This window comes from Spirosoma sp. KNUC1025, assembly GCF_045160025.1.
In the GTDB taxonomy this organism is placed as follows: domain Bacteria; phylum Bacteroidota; class Bacteroidia; order Cytophagales; family Spirosomataceae; genus Spirosoma.
Genome location: NZ_CP087139.1, coordinates 2189866 through 2213061 on the forward strand (window position 1 = coordinate 2189866; position 23196 = coordinate 2213061).

Annotated in this window: 23 protein-coding genes; 10 read left to right on the top strand and 13 right to left on the bottom strand. The window is 48.2% G+C overall.

Going from position 1 to position 23196, the window contains the following annotated elements; translation table 11 throughout:
- Positions 1–31: 31 nt before the first annotated feature.
- Both lpdA and LN737_RS09485 read left to right on the top strand, forming a co-directional pair.
- Positions 32–1441 (top strand): dihydrolipoyl dehydrogenase, encoded by a 1410-nt coding sequence (lpdA, locus tag LN737_RS09480; RefSeq protein ID WP_405520360.1) that lies wholly within the window; start codon positions 32–34, stop codon positions 1439–1441.
- 88 nt (positions 1442–1529) lie between these two features.
- Positions 1530–2894 (top strand): M28 family peptidase, encoded by a 1365-nt coding sequence (locus LN737_RS09485; RefSeq protein WP_405518258.1) that lies wholly within the window; start codon positions 1530–1532, stop codon positions 2892–2894.
- Positions 2895–2943: 49 nt separating this feature from the next.
- Here the strand turns inward: LN737_RS09485 and LN737_RS09490 are convergent, their stop codons facing one another.
- The 5 genes from LN737_RS09490 to LN737_RS09510 form a co-directional block, all read right to left on the bottom strand.
- On the bottom strand, positions 2944–4092 hold the full coding sequence (locus tag LN737_RS09490; RefSeq protein ID WP_405518259.1) for a BamA/TamA family outer membrane protein: 1149 nt from the start codon (positions 4090–4092) through the stop codon (positions 2944–2946).
- Positions 4093–4152: 60 nt separating this feature from the next.
- Positions 4153–5823, bottom strand: a complete 1671-nt coding sequence (locus tag LN737_RS09495; RefSeq protein ID WP_405518261.1) for a hypothetical protein — start codon at positions 5821–5823, stop codon at positions 4153–4155.
- Between the two features lie 77 nt (positions 5824–5900).
- Complete coding sequence (locus LN737_RS09500; protein WP_405518263.1) at positions 5901–6392, bottom strand: NADH-quinone oxidoreductase subunit C; 492 nt, start codon at positions 6390–6392, stop codon at positions 5901–5903.
- Between the two features lie 98 nt (positions 6393–6490).
- On the bottom strand, positions 6491–7570 hold the full coding sequence (locus tag LN737_RS09505; protein ID WP_405518264.1) for a M1 family aminopeptidase: 1080 nt from the start codon (positions 7568–7570) through the stop codon (positions 6491–6493).
- 2 nt (positions 7571–7572) lie between these two features.
- On the bottom strand, positions 7573–8445 hold the full coding sequence (locus LN737_RS09510) for a hypothetical protein (RefSeq protein WP_405518266.1): 873 nt from the start codon (positions 8443–8445) through the stop codon (positions 7573–7575).
- A gap of 153 nt (positions 8446–8598) precedes the next feature.
- Between LN737_RS09510 and LN737_RS09515 the strand changes: the two genes are divergently transcribed.
- Positions 8599–10188, top strand: coding sequence for an amidohydrolase family protein (locus LN737_RS09515; RefSeq protein ID WP_405518267.1), 1590 nt, complete (start codon positions 8599–8601; stop codon positions 10186–10188).
- A gap of 92 nt (positions 10189–10280) precedes the next feature.
- Here the strand turns inward: LN737_RS09515 and LN737_RS09520 are convergent, their stop codons facing one another.
- The 3 genes from LN737_RS09520 to LN737_RS09530 form a co-directional block, all read right to left on the bottom strand.
- Positions 10281–10970 (bottom strand): porin family protein, encoded by a 690-nt coding sequence (locus tag LN737_RS09520; protein ID WP_405518269.1) that lies wholly within the window; start codon positions 10968–10970, stop codon positions 10281–10283.
- A 93-nt stretch (positions 10971–11063) separates the two neighbouring features.
- Positions 11064–11501, bottom strand: coding sequence for a hypothetical protein (locus LN737_RS09525; RefSeq protein WP_405518270.1), 438 nt, complete (start codon positions 11499–11501; stop codon positions 11064–11066).
- A 67-nt stretch (positions 11502–11568) separates the two neighbouring features.
- Positions 11569–12153, bottom strand: coding sequence for an RNA polymerase sigma factor (locus tag LN737_RS09530; protein ID WP_405518272.1), 585 nt, complete (start codon positions 12151–12153; stop codon positions 11569–11571).
- A gap of 139 nt (positions 12154–12292) precedes the next feature.
- Between LN737_RS09530 and LN737_RS09535 the strand changes: the two genes are divergently transcribed.
- The 7 genes from LN737_RS09535 (at position 12293) to LN737_RS09565 (ending at position 18394) form a co-directional block, all read left to right on the top strand.
- Positions 12293–12577, top strand: coding sequence for a hypothetical protein (locus LN737_RS09535; RefSeq protein WP_405518273.1), 285 nt, complete (start codon positions 12293–12295; stop codon positions 12575–12577).
- Between the two features lie 47 nt (positions 12578–12624).
- Positions 12625–12951 (top strand): hypothetical protein, encoded by a 327-nt coding sequence (locus tag LN737_RS09540; protein ID WP_405518275.1) that lies wholly within the window; start codon positions 12625–12627, stop codon positions 12949–12951.
- A 435-nt stretch (positions 12952–13386) separates the two neighbouring features.
- Positions 13387–13875: a ferritin-like domain-containing protein gene (locus LN737_RS09545; RefSeq protein ID WP_405518277.1), complete on the top strand. Its 489-nt coding sequence runs from the start codon at positions 13387–13389 to the stop codon at positions 13873–13875.
- Between the two features lie 128 nt (positions 13876–14003).
- On the top strand, positions 14004–14633 hold the full coding sequence (locus LN737_RS09550; RefSeq protein ID WP_405518279.1) for a DUF4142 domain-containing protein: 630 nt from the start codon (positions 14004–14006) through the stop codon (positions 14631–14633).
- Positions 14634–14843: 210 nt separating this feature from the next.
- Positions 14844–15752 (top strand): manganese catalase family protein, encoded by a 909-nt coding sequence (locus LN737_RS09555; protein ID WP_405518281.1) that lies wholly within the window; start codon positions 14844–14846, stop codon positions 15750–15752.
- 504 nt (positions 15753–16256) lie between these two features.
- Positions 16257–17561 (top strand): sensor histidine kinase KdpD, encoded by a 1305-nt coding sequence (locus LN737_RS09560; RefSeq protein ID WP_405518283.1) that lies wholly within the window; start codon positions 16257–16259, stop codon positions 17559–17561.
- A 104-nt stretch (positions 17562–17665) separates the two neighbouring features.
- Positions 17666–18394 (top strand): DUF72 domain-containing protein, encoded by a 729-nt coding sequence (locus tag LN737_RS09565; protein WP_405518285.1) that lies wholly within the window; start codon positions 17666–17668, stop codon positions 18392–18394.
- 37 nt (positions 18395–18431) lie between these two features.
- Here LN737_RS09565 and LN737_RS09570 read toward each other — a convergent pair whose 3' ends face one another.
- From LN737_RS09570 to LN737_RS09590, 5 genes are all read right to left on the bottom strand, one after another.
- Positions 18432–18908 carry a response regulator gene (locus LN737_RS09570; protein WP_405518287.1) on the bottom strand — a complete coding sequence of 159 codons (477 nt, stop codon included), beginning with the start codon at positions 18906–18908 and terminating at the stop codon, positions 18432–18434.
- A gap of 373 nt (positions 18909–19281) precedes the next feature.
- A complete protein-coding gene (locus tag LN737_RS09575) occupies positions 19282–19527 on the bottom strand; it encodes a hypothetical protein (protein WP_405518288.1) in 246 nt (81 codons plus the stop codon).
- 38 nt (positions 19528–19565) lie between these two features.
- On the bottom strand, positions 19566–20078 hold the full coding sequence (locus LN737_RS09580) for a hypothetical protein (RefSeq protein ID WP_405518290.1): 513 nt from the start codon (positions 20076–20078) through the stop codon (positions 19566–19568).
- Between the two features lie 13 nt (positions 20079–20091).
- Entirely contained in the window at positions 20092–21240 is a 1149-nt protein-coding gene (locus LN737_RS09585) for a zinc-dependent alcohol dehydrogenase (RefSeq protein ID WP_405518291.1), read from the bottom strand.
- A gap of 676 nt (positions 21241–21916) precedes the next feature.
- Positions 21917–23020: an acyltransferase gene (locus LN737_RS09590; RefSeq protein WP_405518292.1), complete on the bottom strand. Its 1104-nt coding sequence runs from the start codon at positions 23018–23020 to the stop codon at positions 21917–21919.
- Between the last annotated feature and the right edge of the window lie 176 nt (positions 23021–23196).

Genomic DNA, 23196 nt, shown 5'->3' on the forward strand with positions numbered 1-23196 from the left:
ACAGACAACCAGCTACGAACCACAAAAAACCATTTCATTCATGGAATACGATGTTATTATGATTGGTTCGGGACCGGGTGGTTACACCGGTGCAATTCGTTGTGCACAACTCGGACTCAAAACGGCCATTATCGAGAAATACGCAGCTTTGGGGGGCACTTGCCTCAACGTCGGCTGCATTCCGTCGAAAGCCCTGCTTGACTCGACTGAGCATTTTTATAATGCAGCGCATACGTTCGCTGAGCATGGCATCAAACTAGCCGATTTACAGGTCGACTTAGCTCAAATGATTGCCCGTAAGGCCAGTGTGGTTGACCAGACCACGAAGGGTATTACGTTTCTGATGAAGAAAAATAAAATCGACGAAATTCACGGCGTTGGTTCGTTTGTCGATCCGCATACCATCAAGATTGCCAAATCTGACGGCACCGAACAGACCATCACCGGCAAAAATATAATTATTGCAACCGGCTCGAAACCCACGTCATTCCCGTCGATGCCGATTGATAAGAAGCGCGTTATTACGTCGACGGAAGCGCTGACGTTACAGGAGGTTCCAAAACATCTGATTGTTATTGGGGCAGGGGTGATTGGAGCAGAATTAGGATCGGTGTACGCTCGCTTAGGCGCCAAGGTATCGTTTGTGGAGTTTGCCGACTCGATGATTCCGACGATGGATAAAACGATGGGCAAGGAGCTACAGAAAGTCATTAAGAAGCTGGGTGCCGATTTCTATTTCAGCCACAAGGTCACCAAAGTAGAAAACACCGGTGATGAAGTTGTCGTCAGTGTTGATACGCCTAAGGGGGAACAAATTACGCTCACAGGCGACTATTGCCTGGTTTCGGTAGGTCGGCGGCCTTATACGGATGGTTTGAACCTCGAAGCAGCTGGTCTGAAAACTGATAACCGTGGACGTATTGAAGTCGATAATCACCTGCGTACGAGCGTTCCGCATATTTACGCGCTCGGCGACGTAATTCGTGGGGCTATGCTGGCGCATAAAGCCGAGGAAGAAGGGACTTTTATTGCGGAAACCATTGCTGGACAGAAACCCCATATTCATTACCGACTGATTCCAGGCGTAGTATATACCTGGCCAGAAGTGGCTTCAGTAGGGTATACAGAGGAAGAAGTAAAACAGGAAGGAATTCCCTATAAAGTGGGTTCGTTCCCGTTCAAAGCGCTGGGTCGTGCACGGGCCAGTATGGATGTAGACGGTCTTGTGAAAGTACTGGCACATAAAGAAACCGACGAGATTCTGGGCGTCCATATGATTGGTGCACGGGCTGCCGATATGATTGCTGAAGCGGTAACGGCTATGGAATTCCGGGCTTCGGCCGAGGACGTATCGCGGATGTCGCATGCCCACCCAACCTATACCGAAGCGTTTAAAGAAGCCTGTCTGGTTGCAACCGACAATCGGGCGATCAATATATAAGTGAACAAAACGAAACGGTATAAGCCCGGCTGCTGTGAGGTAGCCGGGCTTTTCAGTATCTTGCCTTTTTGATCGATACAGCCCAATTATGAAAAAAACACTTACTCTTCTCTTTACGCTTGTCGTCGGGTTTACACAGGCTCAGAATGCCGATTCGGTTACGATCCGAAAGATTTACAACGAAGCGCTCGCTAACGGAAAATCGTACGAATGGCTGCGGTACCTCACGAAGCAGATTGGGCCACGATTAAGTGGGTCTGCAGGGGCGCAAAAAGCGGTAGACTGGACAAAGCAAATTATGGAACAGCAGGGCTTTGACCGCGTATTCCTGCAGGACGTAATGGTGCCACACTGGGTGCGTGGTGCCAAAGAAGTCGCTTATATTCAGAACGGTAAGCAGAAAACGAACGTGCCAATTGCTGCCCTGGGCGGTTCCGTTGCTACCGGGCCAAAGGGTGTAGAGGCTGGTGTAATTGAAGTGAAAAGTTTTTCTGAACTACGGGCGATGAGTCCGGATAAGGTGAAAGGCAAAATCGTTTTCTATAACCGCCCGATGGACCCCACCAAAATCAATACGTTCGAAGCCTATGGCGGAGCGGTTGATCAGCGGGCCAACGGCGCAACCGAAGCGGCTAAACTGGGTGCCGTAGGTGCTATTGTCCGCTCGATGACCAACGTACACGACGATTATCCGCACGTGGGTGGGATGCGTTACGCTACGGGTGTTGCCCTGATCCCCACGGCAGCCATCAGTACGAACGGAGCAGATTTGCTGAGTAAATCATTGCAGGAGAACCCGAATCTTACGTTTTACTTCAAACAAAACTGTGAGAGCCTGCCCGACGCGAAGTCTTACAACGTAGTGGGTGAAATTAAAGGAAGCGAAAAGCCTGACGAGATTATCGTCGTGGGTGGTCATCTGGATTCGTGGGATCTGGCCGAAGGCGCCCACGACGATGGCGCTGGTTGTGTGCAATCCATCGAGGTGCTACGTATTCTGAAAACCTTAGGCATCAAGCCGAAGCGCACGATTCGTGCCGTGATGTTTATGAATGAAGAAAATGGTTTGCGGGGCGGAATTCAGTACGCTGATCTGGCCAAAAAAAATAACGAGAAAACAATCGCAGCCGTTGAATCCGACAATGGGGGATTTACACCCCGGGGTTTTGGCATTGTCGGCACGCCCGAACAACGAGCAAAGGTAATGCCCTGGAAACCACTGCTAGCCCCCTACGGACTGCTGGAAATCGGCCCTGGTGGAGGAGGTGCCGACATTGGCCCGCTGGCGCAACTGGGTACCGTTTTGTTTGGCTTCAAACCCGACTCACAACGTTACTTCGATTATCACCATACAATGGTTGATCGGTTTGAAACCGTCAGTCAGCGCGAGCTTGAACTGGGTGCAGCATCGATGGCTGCTCTGGTTTACTTGCTGGATCAGTACGGTTTATAAGCGTAAACGTGGTGTCGGGTTCTTAAACCCGACACCACGTTTACGGCAGCTAAAAAGCCTCACCTGTGAGGATATAGAACCCGATGCCTTCGCGTGTGATGCCCATGTCAGCCCGTAGAAAAACATCCTTTTTCTTGAACAGCAGGTAGCGAACACCAGTACCGGCTGTCGGGAGTAGATGATCAAGCTGAAATTGACTCAATGAGGGAGCCACGGTGCCAACTGCCGCAAAAACAACCGCGCCAAATCGACGGCTGAACGTGAGTGGTAACCACCGATACTCCACCTGGGCAGCCGAATAAAATTTGTCGCGATACCGACCCATATAATAGCCTCGCATGGTGTTTTCGCCACCCAGAAGTGCCAGCTGGTTAAACGGTACGTCGCCGGTCATTAGATTGCTATACACCTGCCAGGCCAATACCTGATTGGGCCGTAAGGTATGATACATCCGGACATCCGCGAACAAGCTATTGAACGACAACGATTGACTGCGTGACTGCCCGTAATTGAGGTAAGCGATTTCAGCAAAAAAACCTTTTCGGGGATTGAGCGCATTCGGACGGCTGTCGTAAATCAGCCCCAGACCTAAGCCGAGATTTGAGGTGCCCTGACTACCTATTGGCAAATCATGCGCATGCCCGTCGGGCTGTTGAAAGTCAATCCGGCTAAGCTGTTGGAAGTCAACCTCTAAACCGCCAAACAGGTTTGGCCGTAGCCGACGCATAGCACGCTCCCGAAACTGGATGGAAAATGCATCAACCGTAGCCGGATGAGATGACTCTGCATGTGGGCCAATGCCGTGGTAGAGCAGCGGAAACCGTTGGATGCGCCCCCGGCCTAAAAAATACCAGCGGTCGTTATCTCCGTAAATGGCATGATCGAGATTAATGCCATACTGACCACGTAACGTAAAGAAACTAAAAGCCTGAATTTCACTCAGGCGATTGTGCAACGTGTCGTTCCGGGCATGGTAGAGGTACAGAGCCGATAGGCCGAACTCAAAGCTTGTTTCGGGAGCGTAACCTAGCGTCGGATAAAACGATACGTGTGGTCTGGCCGCCGATGTGGTGTCGTTAAGGAAATGATCGACCAATCGTTTAACAAGACTTTGCGCTTCCGCCTGGTCTGACAGCCCGCCCAGGATTATAAGAAAACGTAATGGTCTGCAAAGTCGTTTGAAAGCGAGTTTCCACATAGGTCGTACAAATGCTGATCGTTATCAATCAAACGCTGCCAGACCAGATACGTTTGGAAACTACAGATTCTTGTCGATTATTTTCCGTGCTTCCTCAAAATCACCCGGCAAAGGCGCGTTTCGTCGGCTAATCTTACCCACCCGGTTGATGACCGTTGCCGACATATCGTCATTAGGACGTAACCGCTCAATAGCATCGAATAACTGTGAATCGGTAAGGAGTAAATGATCGCCCGCGAGGTTATAGCGAATGGCTATTTCGGGCCACAATGATTTGTCGGCACCGGCCATAGGTAGGTAAATCAGGGCAAAATCACGGGCGCTGTAGGCGTTACGTAACCGTTGAGCGTCCAGAGCCGCCTGACGACCGGCTTCATCGGAAGGCGAAAAAACTAGCGCGTAAATCATTTTGCCCCGGTTCGCGTTAATAACCTGGTCGAGTAGATTGGCGCCATTTCCGAAATCATCTTTTGTGATAAATATGCCAGACGAAATTTCCAAATTAGTAGTCCGGGTGGGAGCTTTACGTAGCGTTTGCATAGCGGCTTTAATGCGTGTACTATCTTTCACTTCAAGTCGATATAATTCATCGATTGATTCTGCCAGATCCTGACTTTTTAGCTGTGGCCGGGCGTAATCGTACAGCAATTCAGCGAAGTCGAGGGTGACGGTTGGTAAGGAAGTCCCTAACCAGTAAGCCGCCAAATAATCGACCGTAGTGCTATCGTATTGCCGAATTGCCCGCTGAATCAGCGTTTCATAATTGACAAGTCGCTGGAGCGTATCGGGGCTCCGCTTGACTAATCCATCGAAGAACCGCAGATCGGCCTGACGAGCCGAATTTGCCGTTGCGTACTCATGAAGGCGAAGGCGCTCTTCGGCGGTTATGTTTTTACCATAGCGTTCGAGGAGAACAGCCAGGGCACGTACCGTAATGCTATTGGCGCGGTTAACAGCCTGAGCCGACAGGCGTTGCGTTGCATAGGTGCCGAACCGATTCATGGCCGAAGCACGCGCTGCTGTGAGTAGCTGATCGTTTGCCGGACGTAGTGAATCGTCTAGTGTTTTGCTGATATCCTGATTTTCGTAAGCCGCTTTCTCATATACAAAGGTGGCTGCATTGTAGCGATTTGTGTAACCAATCCATTTCGTCAGCAGTGGAAACGGTTTTTCTTTGGCTGAAAAGGCCTGAAACGGTGCTTTATAGGCACTCGATACAAGTCTGTACACGGCATCATCGCCCAGACCACCCGTACCTGCCGATAGTTTTTTGCCATCGGGTTTGTTGGGGTAAACGGCCTCAAATGCTTTATAGCGGGCAAACTGCTGATTGATCTGCGCATTGACTCCTCCAAAACGAAACGGAACGGCAGCCGTAAATAAAGAATCGGCGTTTAGCTCGATTGTCAATGTGCCGGGCGAGGCCAGAAAAGCCGTCGAGATACGTCCATAGTTGAAATACATCTCTTCCTGGGCATAAATGATCGGCAGCGATACCCGAAACGTACCATCGGCATTAAGAGGAGAGGGTCTGACAAATTCGCGATTGGCCTGCAAAATATTGTTGCGGCTGACCAGAACCATTGGGGCTTCCCGATAAAGTCTGGCCGACAAATTTCGAACGCGCCCCGTAACAATAACAGAGTCGACGGCTTGGGCATGAGATAAGGTAGGGAGCAGCGAGCAGGCAAAAAGCAGCAGGTAGAAACAGTGCTGATAAGGGTTTTTCATTGCTTCAGTAAAAACAGATAAAGCAATAACAAACGAAAACGGCAAACAGTCAACTCCTTGCCGAAAATGCTGACTACTTACTTGGTTTTTATGCCATGATACTGGTCCTCTTCCTGATAATCGGTGCGAAGTGGATGGCCAACCCAATCGGTAGGCAGCAGAATCCGGCGAAGGTCCGGATGGTTGGCAAAATGAATACCAACAAGGTCAAAGGCTTCCCGTTCGTGCCAGTCGGCCGTTCGCCAGATAGCCGCTACGCTCGGTACCGACGGTAGACGGTTTCCCTCTGCCATTCGAGGTACGATGACTTTCAGCATCAGGTCGTGCCCATATGGTATCGACGTTAGATTATAAACGACCTCCATGGTATTGGCTTCCAGACCATTATCGATTCCCGTTACGCAAGCCAGCAGGTCAAAGAATAACCGCTCGTCGTTACGTAGAAACTGGCAGATGGCGACCAACTGATCCGCCGGAATGATCAGATAGGGCTGCGGATTCTGCGTATTGGCTTGTATGTCAACGCCAAACTGGGTAGTTAGAAGTTCAGCTATTTCAGAGAAAATCATTACGTAGAACTAGTTTGCATGGGTACAGGGTGATTATTGCCTTTCATCGCCTGATATTCAACTTTATTTATCTAAAGATACAACGAAATTGCTTATGCCTACGCCAGCCAGGCCAGCCACTGCATCCAGTTTTCGATCCAGAACAAAAATTTAGTGGCAAATTTCGCGGCTGGTGCCGATGAGGGTTTAAGCGTAAGACTATTGTTGTTGAGGTTCGTATCCATATAAATCTTCTGCTTCGGATCGACCGTTGCCCACAGAACGTCGGCGTTTTCAGTAAGCGTAAACTGATGCTGACGTGCTTTGCCATCCCAGAAAAACAGCCTCTCTTTGCCGTTTTTAAAATGCACTAATACGTCGACGGGTATTTTTCCATCGCCATTTCTACGTACCGTTATAACCGTCTGCGGCCGCTCCTCATTGATTTGATTTTTGATCGAAAGGAGCTCATAGTCAAATACATTGTCGCCGTAGAGCGCCTGTTCGAAAAACCAGTTCATGTCAGTACCATATTTACTGCCAAGCCGCTTCGGAACCAGTTCATTCACGATATCGATAAAATTCTGCCCGTTCGGATGCTTGAATTTCCAGCGGATGAAGTACGTCTGCATAATTTCATCCATAACGGGTTTTCCCACCAATCCTTCCAGCGTCCGCATCCAGGTGGCCGTTTTGGTATAAGTAAGCATACTGTACTGACCCACAGGTAATTGCCAGGTGTTGCCAAACGACGAGCCAAGCGCTATATCGTCGTTATGAACGTAATCATCCCGCGAGCTTTCGAGGTCGCCCATGCGGAAACCGAATAAATCAACGACCGCTGAGCGGGCTCCGTAAGTTTCATCCATGATCCGGCCTTCGTAGTACTGATTAAACCCTTCATCGAGCCAGGCTTCTTCAAACTCATTGGTAGCCAGTAGCTGCATAAAATATTGATGCCCAAATTCATGCACCACCACTTCTTCCGGAAAGCGTAGCCCCACCGGTACAAACCAGGCGGTTCCGGCCGTTATAAAGGTTGGGTACTCCATGCCAAAAGAACCCTGAGCATCCAGTGGGGGATCAACGATCGTGAGATTCGGAAAGGGGTATTTACCAAGATGTTTATCAAAATAGGCCAGAGCCGCTTTGGCTGCATTGATATACCGGATCGCCTGATCGGCATGTTCGGGCTGCATCACTACTTCCAGATCGACTTTACCCCCGAAGGGCGCTTCCAGCTGTTGTTCACAACCTTGAAATGGGGTGATGCTGTCCAGGCAAAATCTACTACCTCTTCGGCATGATATAGAATGGTTTTTGTCCCGTTTGGGTGGAGCTTCTCCGACTGAAAAAGCCCCGTAGCACTGACCCAAAAATCTTTCGGTGTTGTAATATTTACGTCGTAAACGCCATGATCGGCGTAAAACTCAGAGTGCGCATGAAACTGGTGGCAATTCCATTGTCCCTGGCTGGCATACCGGGTACCGGCGGGTTCGTACACGCCGATTTTAGGGAACCACTGCCCAACCAGAAAGAAATCCTTGCTGAATCCGGTCCGGGCAAAAATCTTCGGCAGTTTTGCCCGAAAGGATATGTCAAGAACAAGGGTTTCGCCAGGTCCAACGGGTTTGGTTAACGGCACGCGAATGACGGTACGATCGTTACGGTTTACGGGCTGGTCGGGTTGGAAAAACTCGTAGGCCAGCGCTTCCCCCGCCCGCGTTTTCATGGATACAATATCAATCGAGCCATATGGATTCTCGTCGGCATTTCGATCGAGCTGGGTGCCGCGCAACTGCCCGCCTGATTCGCGCATGAACGTAGTGTTTTCGTTCCGGAAGGCATTGAGATACAAATGAAACTGTAGTTCCCGAATCACATCATTCGAGGGGTTGCGCCAGGTTAATGTTTCGCGACCGTTCAGTTTTTTAGTTACTGGATCAAGCGTTACGTCGATCTGGTAATTGGCCAGGCGCGGACTTAATGGTTGCGGAAAAATAGGCTTTACTGTTTGGGCCTGAGTAGGATAAACAGCAATTACCAGAAACGATAGATAGAAAAGGTATTTCATTGGACGAAGCAGAAAACCTCACGAGTTGGGCACTGTAAAGATACTGGTTAAGGTAGCCAGAGCAATATGGGATTTCAGAACCTGTTAGGTTCTGTGCCGTAAAAGAGCCATATTGATACGTAAATCGATTGCCTCAACAGCCTGAATGTGTTTATGAAACTAAATTTTCTTCTTCTGATTTGTGACCTATTCATCGCTTTTTTTGCTCATGCGCAACCGTATGATCTGGTTATCAAAAATGGGCGGGTAATCGATGGGACGGGTAATCCCTGGGTCTACGCCGATGTTGCCATCCAGAACGGACGTATCGCGCGTGTAGGAACGATTGCGGCTAGTGATGCCAAACGGTCTATTGATGCAACCGGCCTGATCGTCGCTCCTGGCTTTATCGATGTACACGCACACGTAGAGGGGAGTCTGGAAGCCCAGCCGGGTGCGCCTAATTTTATTCATGATGGCGTAACTACGGTGATAACGGGTAATTGTGGCGGGTCGAGTGCCAACCTGAAAACCTATTTCGATAGCCTGCGGATGCAGGGGACTTCCATTAATGTAGGTTCGTTGATTGGGCATAACTCGGTACGTCTGAAAGTCATGAAAATGGCGTTTCGGGAACCCACCGCTCGCGAACAAACGGATATGGAGGCTCTGGTAGAGCAGGCCATGAAAGACGGGGCCGTTGGGTTATCGACGGGGCTGATCTACACACCCGGTACCTATGCCCGAACACCTGAAGTGGTGAATCTGGCTAAAGTAGCATCACGCTACGGGGGTGTATATGCGTCGCACATACGTAACGAAGGACAGAACGTAAAACAGGCTATTGAAGAAGCCATCCAGATCAGTCGTGAGGCTCACATTCCGGTTGAAATCTCCCATTTTAAGGTAGCCAGCAAACCACTGTGGGGAAAAAGCACCGAAACAGTTGAACTGGTGGAAGCCGCCCGGCGCGAGGGACTTGACGTAACCGTGGACCAATACCCATATACCGCTTCCAGTACGTCGCTGGAGAGTATCGTGCCTTCGTGGGCATTAGCTGATGGCGATTCGGCAGTGCTGGTGCGGTTTCGCGATCCGGCAACACGTACCCGAATCCGGAAGGAAATGCTGGACGCTCTGGCAAAGAATCTTCGCCAGAATTATGACTATGCAGTTGTTGCCAGCTATAAGCCCGACACTACGTTCAACGGATTGAGTATCAGTCAGATCAATCAGAAATTAGGACGAAAAAATACGGCCGATACGGAAGCTGATCTGGTTATGGAGTTGATGGAGCGGGCGAATCTGAAACGAATTCAGATGGTGTACCACACGATGTCGGAAACGGATGTTGAGACCATTCTTCGTTATCCCAACACGATGATTGCGTCGGATGCCAGTGTGGCCAAGTTTGGCAGCGGGATGCCGCATCCCCGTGCTTATGGCACCAATGCCCGCGTGTTAGGCCGTTACGTTCGGGAACGCCATGTTATCCCGCTGGAAGAAGCCATCCGCCGTATGACATCCTTGCCCGCCCAGCGTTTTCGGCTAACCGACCGAGGCTTGTTACGTACAGGCTATGCCGCCGACATTGTTCTGTTCGACGAAAAAACCGTAGCTGACCGCGCTACGTACGACCAGCCACACGCCTACACGACCGGAATTTCCTGGGTGCTGGTCAACGGTACGCCAGTTGTTGAGAATGGGCAGCATACGGGCCAGCGGTCGGGTCAATTATTAATGGGACCGGGTTACGTAAAATGAGCGAACGCTTTCCCAAGCTACTTTATTTTGCATAAAAACGCCCTGCATCGGAGTCCGATGCAGGGCGTTTTTTTAGGATAGTGATCGGGTGCCTACCGACGGTAGCGACTTGGGTATTCACGTCCGACACCGAATCCGTAACCAAGCGTAACGGTGATGGCCGAATTATGAAGTGAGTTATTAGCGCCCCATAAATTCGATAGTCGGGATTGAACGTTACTCAGGCCGAGCGTATACCGGGCATCAATAAGAAAGCGCTGGCGGGGACCTGTTCCCCAGTTAAGCTGAAAACCACCTGTTGCACCCAGGTCAAGATCATTGAAATCGCCGGTGTTGTCGGCATTGACGGCTGTATTGGGACCACTGACAATTTCACCGTTGGTGCGTTTGGCATTGAGCTTTATCGCCAGCGAAGGGCCCACGAAAAGGTTTGGTCTGAAATTGCCGGATAAGGTCAGGAAATAACGGGCCACCACCGGAATTTCGAGGTAGTTGACATGCTGGGTAAACTTGTATCGGTTATCGGCAAATTTGGTACCCATCTGCGAATACAGCAGATCGGCAGAAATACCAAAGTGATTGAGTGAACTGTACATTAAAAAAACACCAGCAGTCACACCTGGTTTGAAACTCATGTTATCGGCATTACCCCAGTAATTGGACATATTTAAGCCAAGGCGGGGGCCTGCACTAAAGCGTTGCTGAGCAAAACTGCCTGATAAACAGCAGGAAACAAGAAGGAATGATAACGTAGTAGAGCGTAGCGAAAGTGTGCGAAACATAAGAACCTGTATAAGTAGTTATGCCCCGTTAACGTAGGAGGTTTGGCAAATGTTTTACGCGATCTGTATAAATGTCTGCTTGTTTTTGGGGTCTTATACCCGAAAAGTACTGGTAAAGCCGGTATGAGCCGTGGCATCGGAAGGGTGGTACCGGGTGTTATCAGACCAACTATGTGAGACTGCCTGCTTCGGTTGGAGCGCTGGTTTAACGGTACGTTTGGGCGCAAAGAAGATAAAGTAAATGGCCATCGCCAGCATGAATAGAATGGCGGCTGTGGTCGTTGCAATCCAGAGGGGCCAGAGCCGTTTTTTTGTGGCCGATTCATGAATACGCTGGTGCAGGGCCGTACGTAAATCGGCCAGTTGCTCAGCCGTGGGGGTAGCTGTCTGCTGCATCGCTTCCAGACCCGCCAGTGCATCGGCATAGATCGGGTTTTCCAGCAGGAGCCGTTCGACCCGATGGCGGGCAGGGCCACTCAGCTTTCCGGCCTGATATGCCTGTAATTCGTTGAAGGTAAGTTGTTCGTCCATTTTTTTAGGTGGTGGGTGCCGCCTGGCAATTCATATGCCGTTACAAATTATACAGCACATCAACCCACTACTTTTGCATACAAATTTTCAAATTTCGGCGGCCATTCTGCAAATAACTTTTCACTTGTTTTAAATCAAAGCCCGTTAGGTCAGCTACTTCTGTATAGCTTTTCTTTTGCAGATAGAACAATGTCAGGCAGGTTTGCTGCTCCGTCGGGAGTGTTTTCAGGCAGGCTTCCATACGGGTCAGATCTTCTTCCAGATCCAGCGTATCGGCTTCATCGGTAATTAACTTATGCAACTGCTCATCTTCTGTATCGCCGGTCGTATCGACAACCAACGAAGTAGTTGGATGAGCCTGGTGCCTGCGCAACTGCATCAGGCAGTAGTTGCGGGCCACACTGTGCAACCAGGGGCCAAACTGCTGAACATCGTGTCGTCGCAGATCGGTTATCAATTGTTCAAACAAATGCATTACGGCATCTTTGGCTTCGTCTTCATCGCGTAGATAATTGAAACAGACGGCGTAAATCAGTTCCATATGCTGCTCGTAGAGTTCACCCAGCACAGTCAGATCGCCCGTAGCGCGGTAGGCCGCAACATACTCCAGATCAGTAGTGGGTTTGGGTTTACGAAATCGCTTTAAAAACATACGTTAACTGCCTATATCAATAGATGCATCAAGGCGCTAAATTCCATAAAATGATCAGGTCGTTTGCTCAATAACACCGGTACCCAATAACCTAATGGGGCACCACGGCGTTAGATACGTATACAAACTCAATGTTATTATGAAACGAATGTTGTTGCTTATCAATCTATTAAGCCTTGCTTTTATTGTAAGTGCATCTGGACAGAGCAATCAGTCGCCAGCGATACAGCAATCGACGTCAACGACCGATACGCGCCAGGCCAATCCGCCCCAGCCCAAGCTGAAGAAAACGAGCCGTACTGAACGTATGAAAATGGAAACAGGCATGGATACGACGCTCCCTAAAAACCGGAAGCAACCTCGCCTTCGCCCTGATTCACTACGTAGGGGAGGAGCAACCCGCGTGGATACGGTTCGGCGGTAAACAAATGAAATGGTTTTGGCATTATAAAGCATAAACTGCGAAACGTTATGATTAAAGTATTAATAGCTGCCTTATTTGTAGCGACCACAAGCCTGGCCCAGACGCCATCACCGCCTAAAAAGGGACTCAACTCCCAGGCAATGTCCAGTTCTGCAACCTCCACGACCATGACGAAAGCAATGGCCGCCAATGCGAAGAAGAAAGGTCCGCTTCCGGAACCTACGCAAAAGGAAAAACTGGAAAGTGGCGATAGGGCCATACCTAGTTATAAGCAGGAGAAAGATGCGGGAGTACACAAAGGCAGGAACCGCTATACGCCACGGCGCACGAAATCAGGTGCCCGGAAAGATACCACGAAAAAAGTAGAGTTGTAAACGGTCAGCTTCCCGAAAGCTCAAAGCCTTCGGGAAGCTGACTAGCTGAATACACTTTCTCCTCAAGGCTCCCAAACCGCCTTACTACGTACCTACTCAGGCAGGCCTGTTACGTAATAGGCCTTCATTGACCTACATTTTACTACCAAGAACTGCACCCACTAATCCGATATCGAAAACGCCTGGCGACGTTCAGGCTTTGTTCAAAGCCGGTAATTTCGCGTGTGTTCACCAGCAATTCATAGCCAGTCTGAATCACGTTCTGAAGTTAGCCGAGCGCGAAAAAATGTAGCTACGTTCCGTTCTGCCCGCCTGCGCAAACGAGTTTTTTGGTTAGGACCGCTGCCTCACATCATCTACTTCATTAAAAGCCAGCCGTCGTCGACTAGTGTTCTCCATAGGTCAACACAAACAAATAAACTTGACGTACTACGTATGGAAACAATGGATGATTTTTTTGAGCACATGATTCAGGATATCTACTCGGCCGAAAAACAAGCGCTGGAATCGATGCCCCAACTCGTTAAGCGGGTTCAAAGCGACCAACTTCGGCAAGCGTTGCAGGTTCATCAGCGCGAGTCAGAAAGCCAGGTTACCCGCCTGGAACAGATTGCCAAACAATTAGGTATTGACCCGGATGGCGAAATCTGCATGGCCATGCAGGGGCTAATTGAAGAAGCTCAGGATTTACTGGATCAATTAGAAGATGGTCCGCTAGCCGATGCCGCCATCATTGGTGCTGCCCAGAAGATGGAGCACTATGAGATTGCCAGTTATGGTACGGCCCGAACCCTGGCTCTGCAAACCGGCCAGGAAAAGGTTGCCGATCTGCTGGAAACTACTTTGAAAGAAGAGAAAGCGGCCGATGAGAAACTAACCTTCATAGCGACCCATTCGGTTAATCAAAAAGCGGCTCAAGAGTAAACATATTCATCAAGACTAACTGTCAGGATGGTTTCATCTGCGTTTGTCGTATTCATAAACAGTTGCCCTAATCAAGTCGTTAGGCGACAAATAGTAAACTTTTATTTATCTCAACACAGCAATACGTTATGAAAATTCAGTCAATTTCTTTGGGCTTACTAATGACCGTGCTTCTAACAGGCGTTTCCGTAGCCCAGCAGAACAGTGGCGCCATGAGCGCTGGTACAACCACTCAGGTGGGAAAAGAAAGTAAATCGGAATTCGATAGTCAGAATCAGAAAGGAGCTGCTGCCGTGAGCGCTGTTTCGGCAACAAACGCAAAGCTTTCCTCGGCCGATCAGAATCTGATGATGGAAGTTGCCAAGGGAGGGATGATGCAGCTGGAAGTTAGCAAAGTGGCACTCCAAAAGGCAACTAATCCAGAAGTACGTGAGCTGGCGCAGGCTGAAGTGGATGAACAGACGGGGCTATCAGCGAAACTACAGGAAATTGCCAGTGCCAAAGGGATCACCCTACCTTCGTCTCCTGACCCCGAAACTCAGGCGATGTTGACCAAATTGCAAGGTATGTCGGGGGCTGCTCTGGACAAAATGTATGTGAGCGAAAGCGGGGTGAAAGGGCATGAGAAACTTGACAGAGTGATGTCGACGGTGGAGTCAACCGCTTCAGATGCCAGTTTGAAAGGTATTGCCAAGGCTGCGCATCCGCTGGTAAAAACTCACTTGACAGTATCGAAGCAAATTATGAGTAAGCTGTAAACCAGGCAGCTTTTCTTTATCAAAAAGGGGGGTGGCTTATACAGTCACCCCCTTTTTGGTATATACAAAATCCCGACCATCGAGAATTCCATGGTTTAAATCAAACAGGGCCATTGCCTCATAGAGGTTCACTCATTTTCAACTATAGTAACTGAGCCAGGTTGGGTACATAGATAAGTGTTCCAGGGTTTCTAACTAAACCATACGATTATGATTTTAAAAATGGACCGGCTTCCAATCGAGTTGCCCATACCCAAAAACCCATCGGCTAATGATGCCGCTGCTATTCAGGAACTGCTAGGTGGTAAATTCGGTGAGATGTCAACGCTGATGAATTACACCTTTCAATCCTTTAATTTTCGGGGCCGTAAGAAAATCCGTCCCTTTTATGATGTTATCTCCAGCATAGCCGGGGAAGAGTATGGACATATTGAAGTTGTCTCCTACGCAATCAATCTGCTGCTGACAGGTGTGACCAAACGAGGCTTCGACCCGGTTGCAGCACCCCTGGCGGATGCTGTCAATGCCCGGAATACGTATCATTATATTGCCAGTGGTCAGGGGTCTTTACCTGTTGATTCGATGGGTAACTTCTGGTCCGGTCAGAACGTATTCAGCAGTGGGAATCTGAAACTGGATCTGCTGCACAATTTCTTTCTGGAGTGTGGCGCCCGGGGCAACAAAATGCGCGCTTATGAAATGGTATCGGATCCAACGGCCCGCACAATGGTTGGGTATTTGCTGGTACGTGGTGGACTGCATATCGTGGCTTATGCGAAAGCACTTGAAAAACTAACGGGCGTAGAGGTCACCAAACTCCTGCCGATTCCGGATCTCAGCAACAATGCCTTTCCTGAAGCCCGGAAATTCATGGATCAGAAACTGCATTTGCAACTGTATACCTTCAGTCAGGAGGACTACAAGCAAGCTGGTCTGATCTGGAATGGTCCTCACCCTGATGATGGGCAGGAGTGCGTCGTGATAGAGGGCGCTATTCCTGGCTACCCGGTTCCTGATCTGGAGGAAGAGCCTCAGTTGAATGCACCGGGTGCCGATGATTTCGACCCGCAGGTATTTGCTGATATGGCTAAGAAAATGGGCATCAAGTACGAGTATTAATTCTTGAGCGACTGTATTTATGGCGCTTATCAGCAGTTATTTTCTGAAAACACCATAAAGCAGTCGAATCATAGGAGTCAATCAGGCACGGATGGCTACGTTTCTGCGTGAGTGATCCCAGATTGCATCGAATAGTAAGCGCCACCATTACGTACTTACTCGTGAAACAGTTGATATGTACGGCCTGAAAGCGCTGTATCAAAGCGAAACCCTTCCGTAGTATTGACAACTACTACAGAAGGGTTTCCTATAGCCGGGAACTCGGCCAGTGTCGTTCCCTGGATTGGGTACTAATTTCTCACACGCGCCTACTCCTGATTAGCCCATTGGTTACGTGCCAGTACGTGCTATTGATGATTCATTAAAAAGAATGATGCTAGGTCGCTAGGAATCTGGCGCATGTAGTGTCAGCAGCGGCAGGTAATTCTAACGTATTGATAATTCAGGGATTACGTTTTTTGACAAAGCAAAAAATTGGCGCTTAAGCCCGACCGTATACGTATTATGGAACCCTTTGATGCTGACAGTCCTCAAACCTTATCGGCCATTGTTGCCTATCTATATGCGCAACGGGAAACTATTCTGAACAACTGGCGAACCGCTTGTCAGGAAGATATCACCCTGGCGAAAGGTCTTACATTAAGCCGTAAAGAATTCAATGATTTACTGCCGCTGATTTTAGATCTTCTGGAAGAGCGACTGATGGGAAAGCCGCCCGAGGCTGATACAGCACTGACCGCTCAGGCGCATGGGCTGCACCGCTGGCAAAAATCGTTTTCGCTGATCGATACCATGCGGGAAGTGGCCCACTTGACGCAAATTCTTTACGATGAGCTTAAGCGTTTTCAACGCCTTTTTCCCCAGACAGATGTTCAGCTTCTGCTGAATGTCAACCAGCGAATTTCCCAGATCATGCAGGAGACTATGGAGGGTAGCGTTGTTAAGTATGATGAGCTACAGCGACTGGAAGCCGTTCAGCGGTCAGCCACACTTCAGGAGGTTGTCGAGAAAATGACCGCCTTATCTCAGGAGCGAATCGCTATGCTCCGATCGTCTGCGCATGACCTGCAAGGCGGGTTAGGTATCATCAACGGAGCGGCTTATATGCTAAAGCTGGAGGGTTTGTCAGACGAGCAGCGGGAACAGTATCTGGATATGTTGAGCCGAAATCTGGCCAACGTCGAGGTAATGTTGACAAGTTTAATGGACCTCTCCCGGTTGGAAGCGGGTGAAGAAAAACTTCAGATCAAGCCCGTAGACGTAGCGCCTTTCCTGCGTGAAATGGTGGAAAGTGGGCAGACACTCGCTGCCGAACGAAACTTGGTTCTAAGAGCCGACGGGCCTGTTTCGTTGCCTATTGAAACTGATCTGGTCAAACTACAGCGTATCGTACAGAATCTACTGCTGAATGCCCTAAAATACACCTCAAACGGGTTTGTATCGATTTCCTGGGCGTTGGAGAACGAAATCCATTGGATCGTGAGCGTTCAGGATTCAGGGCCGGGTTTGCCCGCTACGTTAACAGGTGTATTTGGTGATCAACTTAAGCCAACCGTAGAAGCGACCAGCGTACTATCCGTTGATGCAGGAGAGCCGGTGGCCGTTTTGCCAACCGACGTACCAACGATTCCTAAGGGAGACCAATTGGGTGAACTAGCGCATCAGGCCCGACAGGGAGAAGGGATTGGCCTACAGATTGTTAAGCGATTGTGTGAACTGCTGAGCGCTAACATGGAGATCGAAAGCATCACGGGCCGGGGTACCTTATTTCGTATTCGACTACCACGGCGTTATGCGACAAATACGTAGCGTAAGACCGCTCTCATCTCATGCAGAAATCAATCTTCCCGTACTCACAGGCTGCTTTTAATTATGAACACAGGTCTTCGTCGGACTGTACTAATCTGGCCTGAATGAGCAGCGAAATACAAATTGGCACATGCGGATTAAGTGGCTCTAAAGCCGCTTATGCTGAGTTGTTTTCCAGCGTAGAGGTTCAGCTTACGTTTTACCAACCGCCCCGGCTGGCTACGCTGGAAAGGTGGCGAAATGAAGTTCCGCCCGACTTTGAGTTCACGCTGAAAGCCTGGCAGCTTATTACCCACCCGGCCAAGAGCCCAACCTATAAGCGATTAAAACGAAAGCTATCCGAATCGGAACGTTCGGAGGTAGGCTATTTCAAACCCAGTTCGATTGTTGAGGAAGCCTGGCAGTATACGCTGGCCTGTGCCCAGAAATTACGCGCTAAAACTATAGTATTTCAGTGCCCTGCCAGTTTTTCGCAGACACCAGAGCATATCGCTAACCTCATCCGTTTCTTTTCGAATCTGGAACGTAACGGCTTAAACTACTGCTGGGAGCCACGCGGCCATTGGGATAAACAGGTTATAAACGATTTGTGTGAAGATCTCGACCTGTGGCATGTTGTAGATCCGTTTGCGCAGTCAACCATGACACCGGAACGTTGTTATTTCCGGTTGCATGGTCGGCAGGGATGGCGATATCAGTATGAACCTGATGAATTAGCTGATCTGGCAGAGTTGTTGCCGAAGGAAAAAGGCGGGTATGTTTTTTTTAATAATATTCACATGAAACAGGATGCGCTGAAATTTAAAGAGATACTCAAATCTACTTCGGATTAAGCAGAACATATACACGCTATTTATGGAAGCAAAACCATTAAGTAACCGGTAAAATCACCGATTCTAACCAGAACTGACGTAGTCGATCAAAATAGCTATTCCAGTTATTCATATCGGCGGGCTTACGGTAAAAGCTGCTGGCGCCTGCCTGGTAAGCCCGGCGAATATCGTCAGGGTTATCTGAAGAACTCATGACTAGAATAGGAATTTGCTGAGCTGAATAAGCCGTCAACTTAGCGCGTATTTCCTGCAATAGGTCCAAACCGTCCTTGAGTAAAGGGAGGTACAGGTTTTGAAGGATTAAATTAGGGATTGCCTGGGAATTCGTGATTCGTTCGTCAAGGTAATCTAAAGCCTGTTGGGCATTAACTACTCGGTGAAAGCTAACATTAGGCAACTGTCTTTTAAGCATCAGGCTGACAATCATCCAGATGTCGTTATTGTCTTCTATGATGAGGAGTGTAATCTGCTTGGTAGAATCATGAACAGATTTCGTACTGGCGTTGGGCTGCATACGTATAAGAGCGTTAGTATATTTATACCCTCACAAACGGTTTTTATTACTGTTTTTGTCTTCCCTGAAAAGTTCGTCTAAGAAGTACAAGGCACACACCTGCTTTTATTCCAGGGGCTTACCTGACTGTGTTTTACACAGTTTTATTGTCTACGCAGGTAACCTGATATTGGTTATGAACTAGCTTTTGAAGAACGTACTTAAGGGAAAGTTTACAACTTACTGGCCTGGTAGGTGAGTGCAATTAAGTTTCTGAAAGTTAATCAAAGCAAAAGCCACACCAGCGCTGGCTAATGCGGCTTTTGCTTACTAAAAAGTAACCGGGTTAGAGCAACTATTGGTCCTTAACCCTTTTATGAATAGCGGTTGGATGCTAATCGCTTCCTTCCACTTTAACTAGTTTGTTGTACAGGCCCAGAAGCAGGAAAGGCGCTGCCCACTGGCCTACAAATAAACTTGTTTTGCGGTCGCTGGTTGCCTGCAGATAGGCCGAAACGCCCATAGAAGCTAAGGCTGCCCACAGAAATAGATCGGAGGGAAGCTTAGCGGTCTGTTGTTCAATGGCTTTGGCTACTGGCCCTTCTTTGTGTTCCGGATTAGATGAGTCTGATGATTTCATAGGATTTGCGAATTGAATTGAGAATATATTTTCGGCGTTTACGCTTTCACTGGGCCTTTCTTTCTGGAAAGGAAAACAACCAGGGCGGTCGTTACTACGGCCCCAATCAATGCCTGTTTGAGTAGGCCTTGCCGGTTGTATTTCAAATCGGCTTTCATGCCCTTCTCGGCAAAAATATTGGGAATGTGACTTTGCTTTAAGTCATCAATGATGCCCTCCACTACGTTGACTCGATCCGCGAGCAGTAAGGGTAACCAGTGTCCATATTCTGATTCGCTGAATCGAAAGGCAAACCGGCGGATCTGACCACTAAGTCCTGATGGCGGAACGGACGTACCGAATACTGCACTTACGTTTGGTCGTTCGTTAGAGTGAAGTATCTCTATGTCAACGGGTTGTTGTTCCGGCCTCTCCCAGGTGTATCCCTTTTCATTAGCTGGTCCGTCAAGACGGTGTCGGATAGGGTAGGTCGGGTCATTTTTGGGATCAGCATCAATGCCCCAACCCGGAATATGAGCATAGGCTTTTGCCGTCGTTTCTAGTGTTTCCATAGTCGTTTTAGCTTTAGGCTGCATTCGGAATAAGAACAGGTTTAATACAATTGTCCAGCTTGTTGGCGAAGATGTTATAAGCCTCTGCTACCTCTTCCAGCGGCACCCGGTGGGTAATGATGGCTTTTGGGTTGAGAATACCATTTTGTACATGCTCGATTAGCCGCGGCAGCAGTCGTTTTACCGAAGCCTGGTTGGCCCGGATGGTAATGCCTTTATTCACAACGTTGCCAATCGGAACCAGGTTATCAGTAGGTCCATACACGCCCACAATCGAGACGATTCCGCCTTTTTTGACCGAGTTGATCGCCCAGTGAAGCGCCGTTGCAGATCCAGCCTGAATCAATAACTTTCGTCCGGTAATGGTTTGCAGGGCACTGCCTGCCGCTTCTGCACCTACCGCGTCGATACAAACATCGGCTCCCAGCCAGTCGGTTATTTTCTTGATAAATAACACCGGATCATCCATTTCTTTAAAGTTGTAAGCTTCGCAGGGGGCGTAGTTGCGAACAAATTCCAATCGGTAATCCACTTGATCAATGACAATAACACGACCGGCGCCAAACAACCAGGCGCACCGGGCGGCCATAATGCCTACCGGGCCGGCTCCAAAGACGACAACCGTATCGCCGGGCTGAATACCCCCCATTTCAGCTGCCTGATAGCCGGTAGGTACTACGTCGGTCAGTAAAACGGCATCGTCGGGGTCCATATCCGGCGGGATAACCGTAGGGCCAAAATTGGCATAAGGCACTCGAACAAATTCAGCCTGCCCGCCATCATATCCACCACCCGTATGTGAATAACCAAAGATGCCTCCTACAGCGGTGGCCTGTGAATTTGATTCGTGACAATTGCCATAAAGGCCCTGTTGACAAAATACGCATTTGCCACAGGCGATGTTGAAGGGAACCAGTACCTGATCCCCTACTTTGACCTTGTGCACCTCAGGTCCGATCTCTTGGACTATGCCGATAAACTCATGGCCGAATGTCATACCGACGCGAGTATCCGGCACATTGCCATTGTACAGGTGTAGGTCGGACCCGCAAATGCAGGAGCGCGTAACCCGTACGATGGCATCCTCGGGATGCTTGATCGTTGGCATGGGTTTATGGTCGATGCGGACCCGTCGGGGCCCCCGATAATTCATGGCTAACATTGAGTTATTCTGATTGAGTTTACGATTTATTGAATCTTTTCTCTTCCGGCTGCACTTCCTTTTTTTAGAACTCGTGCCCGATTGCATTCCTCTTTATAGCCACTCGATCCGGTACCGCATTTCTGGGTATGGAACATCCCCCGTGTTTGGCTCGTGTTGGCTTTTCTGACATAATTCGCAGAGTCAGTCCCCTATTATCGTCATCCAACTGAACATAGCTGTATCCGAACAGTAAAAGAAGGGCAGGAATTGAAAGGGTATCTTCATAATTAAATGACTACCCAGGCAAGTGATTGATCCAGGTAATAAACAAACCCGTTACCGAGGCCAGAAGCCATCTGCCGATGCTATAAATGAGGCAACGGGTTTATTGCAACCTATATTGACTGTGCATTGTCTCTGGTTAATGCACGCTCCGGCTTACGAATCGATTACAGGGAGGAGAGTAGTGTTAGTTAGTATTGCTGACAACAGACAAGCTACATAAAACTGGGTGGAGCAATACATAAACGTCCAAAAGAGAAGGCACTAAAGGCTACCAGCCTCACTGGCCGATACAGGCGTTTTCATTTTAGCCATTCGTATGACTGGTAAATTCAACGTGTGCCTGAAATTTGCTGGAAGAGCTTCGTAGAATTCTACTATGGAAAACCGTGCGCGATTGTGGCTTTTTTATCTAAGAGCTTAAAGAAGCTTGGGAGGTATTGTGAATTTGTTCGTAGGTAAAATACTTTTTCAATCTCAAAAAAGGCTTTTCAATCAATATGTATGATAACCACGCTATAAGAACTAACACGACTATGTATTCAATAAGAGTCAAAACCCGTGTATAAAGTTGAAAGGTATCTGGTAAAAATCCATGCAGGTTGAACCGGCTTATTGTTCCTTTTACAAGCCTTGGAATCATTAAATGATAAACGTATAAACCATAACTGATACGTCCGATAAATAATAAGATTGGGTTCCGTAAGATAAAGTCGAAGGGCGTTTTTTCTCTTGAGTACCCTACTATATAGGCAATAAGCCATACCGAAATAATTGCAGAGCTAAATTTTAACAGAGGATACAGCCACATATCATTAACGAAGAAAAAACAAATCAAGGTTATTAATGAGATGATTGTGGTCCATCGGTAAAATTTTTGAGTGGAATTGGGTCGAAACGTAATTACCCAGGCAAGTAAAGCACCCATTCCAAAAAAATCAAAGCAGGTAATGGGCAAAACACCAGCCCAGTGATTTTTTATAAGCGCTAATTGACTAAAAAAACCAACGAGGACAAAGCCGATTATCATGGGTAACAGATACTTCGTTCGGACAAATAAGACCAGCCAGGGCCAGAGAAGATAGAACTGTTCTTCAACCGCTAACGTCCAGAAATGCGAAAGTATCCCGTCCCATTTCTCAGTCCTAAAGAAATAGAAGTTAGACGTATAGGTCAAGTAATATGGAAACGTAGTGCGGATATGTGTACCTGTTTGATTGCCAACGAGTAATAATAAAAAAATGGTTAGGTAATAAATGGGGAAAATTCGGAGTGCTCTCCGTATATAAAAGTTTTTAAGCACGATTATCGATGATAGATTTAGCGCTTCGGCCTTCTGCTTGTGCTCAAATAATATCCCTGTAATCAAAAACCCACTTAAAACAAAAAACGTATTAACGGCATAAAAGCCTAACCAAAGTTTATTTATAAAATGAATATGGCTTAACCAATGATGAATAATTACAAAAATGACGGCAATAGCTCTTAATGTGTCAAGTTGTTTTATGTAACCCATATAAGAAAAAGAGCTAGAAAATGGTGGAAGGGTTTTGCAAATTACGCTGTCCTGCATTCTCCTGAAATAGCTTACCGCTAAACGAAGCTGATAGTCAGCAAAAAAAGTCGTTTAACTGGGTGTTCCGTAAAATCAGTACAGTTTTCATCAGCACAGGTCGAAATAAATCAGCTTCG

Excerpts from the sequence above, each read along its gene's own strand:
- LN737_RS09545 (WP_405518277.1), top strand. The coding sequence starts at position 13,387 with ATGGAAACAATGGATGATTTTTTTGAGCACATGATTCAGGATATCTAC.
- LN737_RS09525 (WP_405518270.1), bottom strand. The coding sequence starts at position 11,501 with ATGGACGAACAACTTACCTTCAACGAATTACAGGCATATCAGGCCGGA.
- LN737_RS09500 (WP_405518263.1), bottom strand. The coding sequence starts at position 6,392 with ATGATTTTCTCTGAAATAGCTGAACTTCTAACTACCCAGTTTGGCGTT.
- LN737_RS09535 (WP_405518273.1), top strand. The coding sequence starts at position 12,293 with ATGAAACGAATGTTGTTGCTTATCAATCTATTAAGCCTTGCTTTTATT.
- LN737_RS09495 (WP_405518261.1), bottom strand. The coding sequence starts at position 5,823 with ATGAAAAACCCTTATCAGCACTGTTTCTACCTGCTGCTTTTTGCCTGC.
- LN737_RS09540 (WP_405518275.1), top strand. The coding sequence starts at position 12,625 with ATGATTAAAGTATTAATAGCTGCCTTATTTGTAGCGACCACAAGCCTG.
- LN737_RS09570 (WP_405518287.1), bottom strand. The coding sequence starts at position 18,908 with ATGCAGCCCAACGCCAGTACGAAATCTGTTCATGATTCTACCAAGCAG.
- LN737_RS09485 (WP_405518258.1), top strand. The coding sequence starts at position 1,530 with ATGAAAAAAACACTTACTCTTCTCTTTACGCTTGTCGTCGGGTTTACA.
- LN737_RS09575 (WP_405518288.1), bottom strand. The coding sequence starts at position 19,527 with ATGAAATCATCAGACTCATCTAATCCGGAACACAAAGAAGGGCCAGTA.
- LN737_RS09510 (WP_405518266.1), bottom strand. The coding sequence starts at position 8,445 with ATGAAATACCTTTTCTATCTATCGTTTCTGGTAATTGCTGTTTATCCT.
- LN737_RS09565 (WP_405518285.1), top strand. The coding sequence starts at position 17,666 with ATGAGCAGCGAAATACAAATTGGCACATGCGGATTAAGTGGCTCTAAA.
- LN737_RS09560 (WP_405518283.1), top strand. The coding sequence starts at position 16,257 with ATGGAACCCTTTGATGCTGACAGTCCTCAAACCTTATCGGCCATTGTT.
- LN737_RS09580 (WP_405518290.1), bottom strand. The coding sequence starts at position 20,078 with ATGGAAACACTAGAAACGACGGCAAAAGCCTATGCTCATATTCCGGGT.
- LN737_RS09590 (WP_405518292.1), bottom strand. The coding sequence starts at position 23,020 with ATGGGTTACATAAAACAACTTGACACATTAAGAGCTATTGCCGTCATT.
- LN737_RS09585 (WP_405518291.1), bottom strand. The coding sequence starts at position 21,240 with ATGTTAGCCATGAATTATCGGGGGCCCCGACGGGTCCGCATCGACCAT.
- LN737_RS09555 (WP_405518281.1), top strand. The coding sequence starts at position 14,844 with ATGATTTTAAAAATGGACCGGCTTCCAATCGAGTTGCCCATACCCAAA.
- LN737_RS09490 (WP_405518259.1), bottom strand. The coding sequence starts at position 4,092 with ATGTGGAAACTCGCTTTCAAACGACTTTGCAGACCATTACGTTTTCTT.
- LN737_RS09515 (WP_405518267.1), top strand. The coding sequence starts at position 8,599 with ATGAAACTAAATTTTCTTCTTCTGATTTGTGACCTATTCATCGCTTTT.
- LN737_RS09505 (WP_405518264.1), bottom strand. The coding sequence starts at position 7,570 with ATGCAGCCCGAACATGCCGATCAGGCGATCCGGTATATCAATGCAGCC.
- LN737_RS09530 (WP_405518272.1), bottom strand. The coding sequence starts at position 12,153 with ATGTTTTTAAAGCGATTTCGTAAACCCAAACCCACTACTGATCTGGAG.
- LN737_RS09520 (WP_405518269.1), bottom strand. The coding sequence starts at position 10,970 with ATGTTTCGCACACTTTCGCTACGCTCTACTACGTTATCATTCCTTCTT.
- LN737_RS09550 (WP_405518279.1), top strand. The coding sequence starts at position 14,004 with ATGAAAATTCAGTCAATTTCTTTGGGCTTACTAATGACCGTGCTTCTA.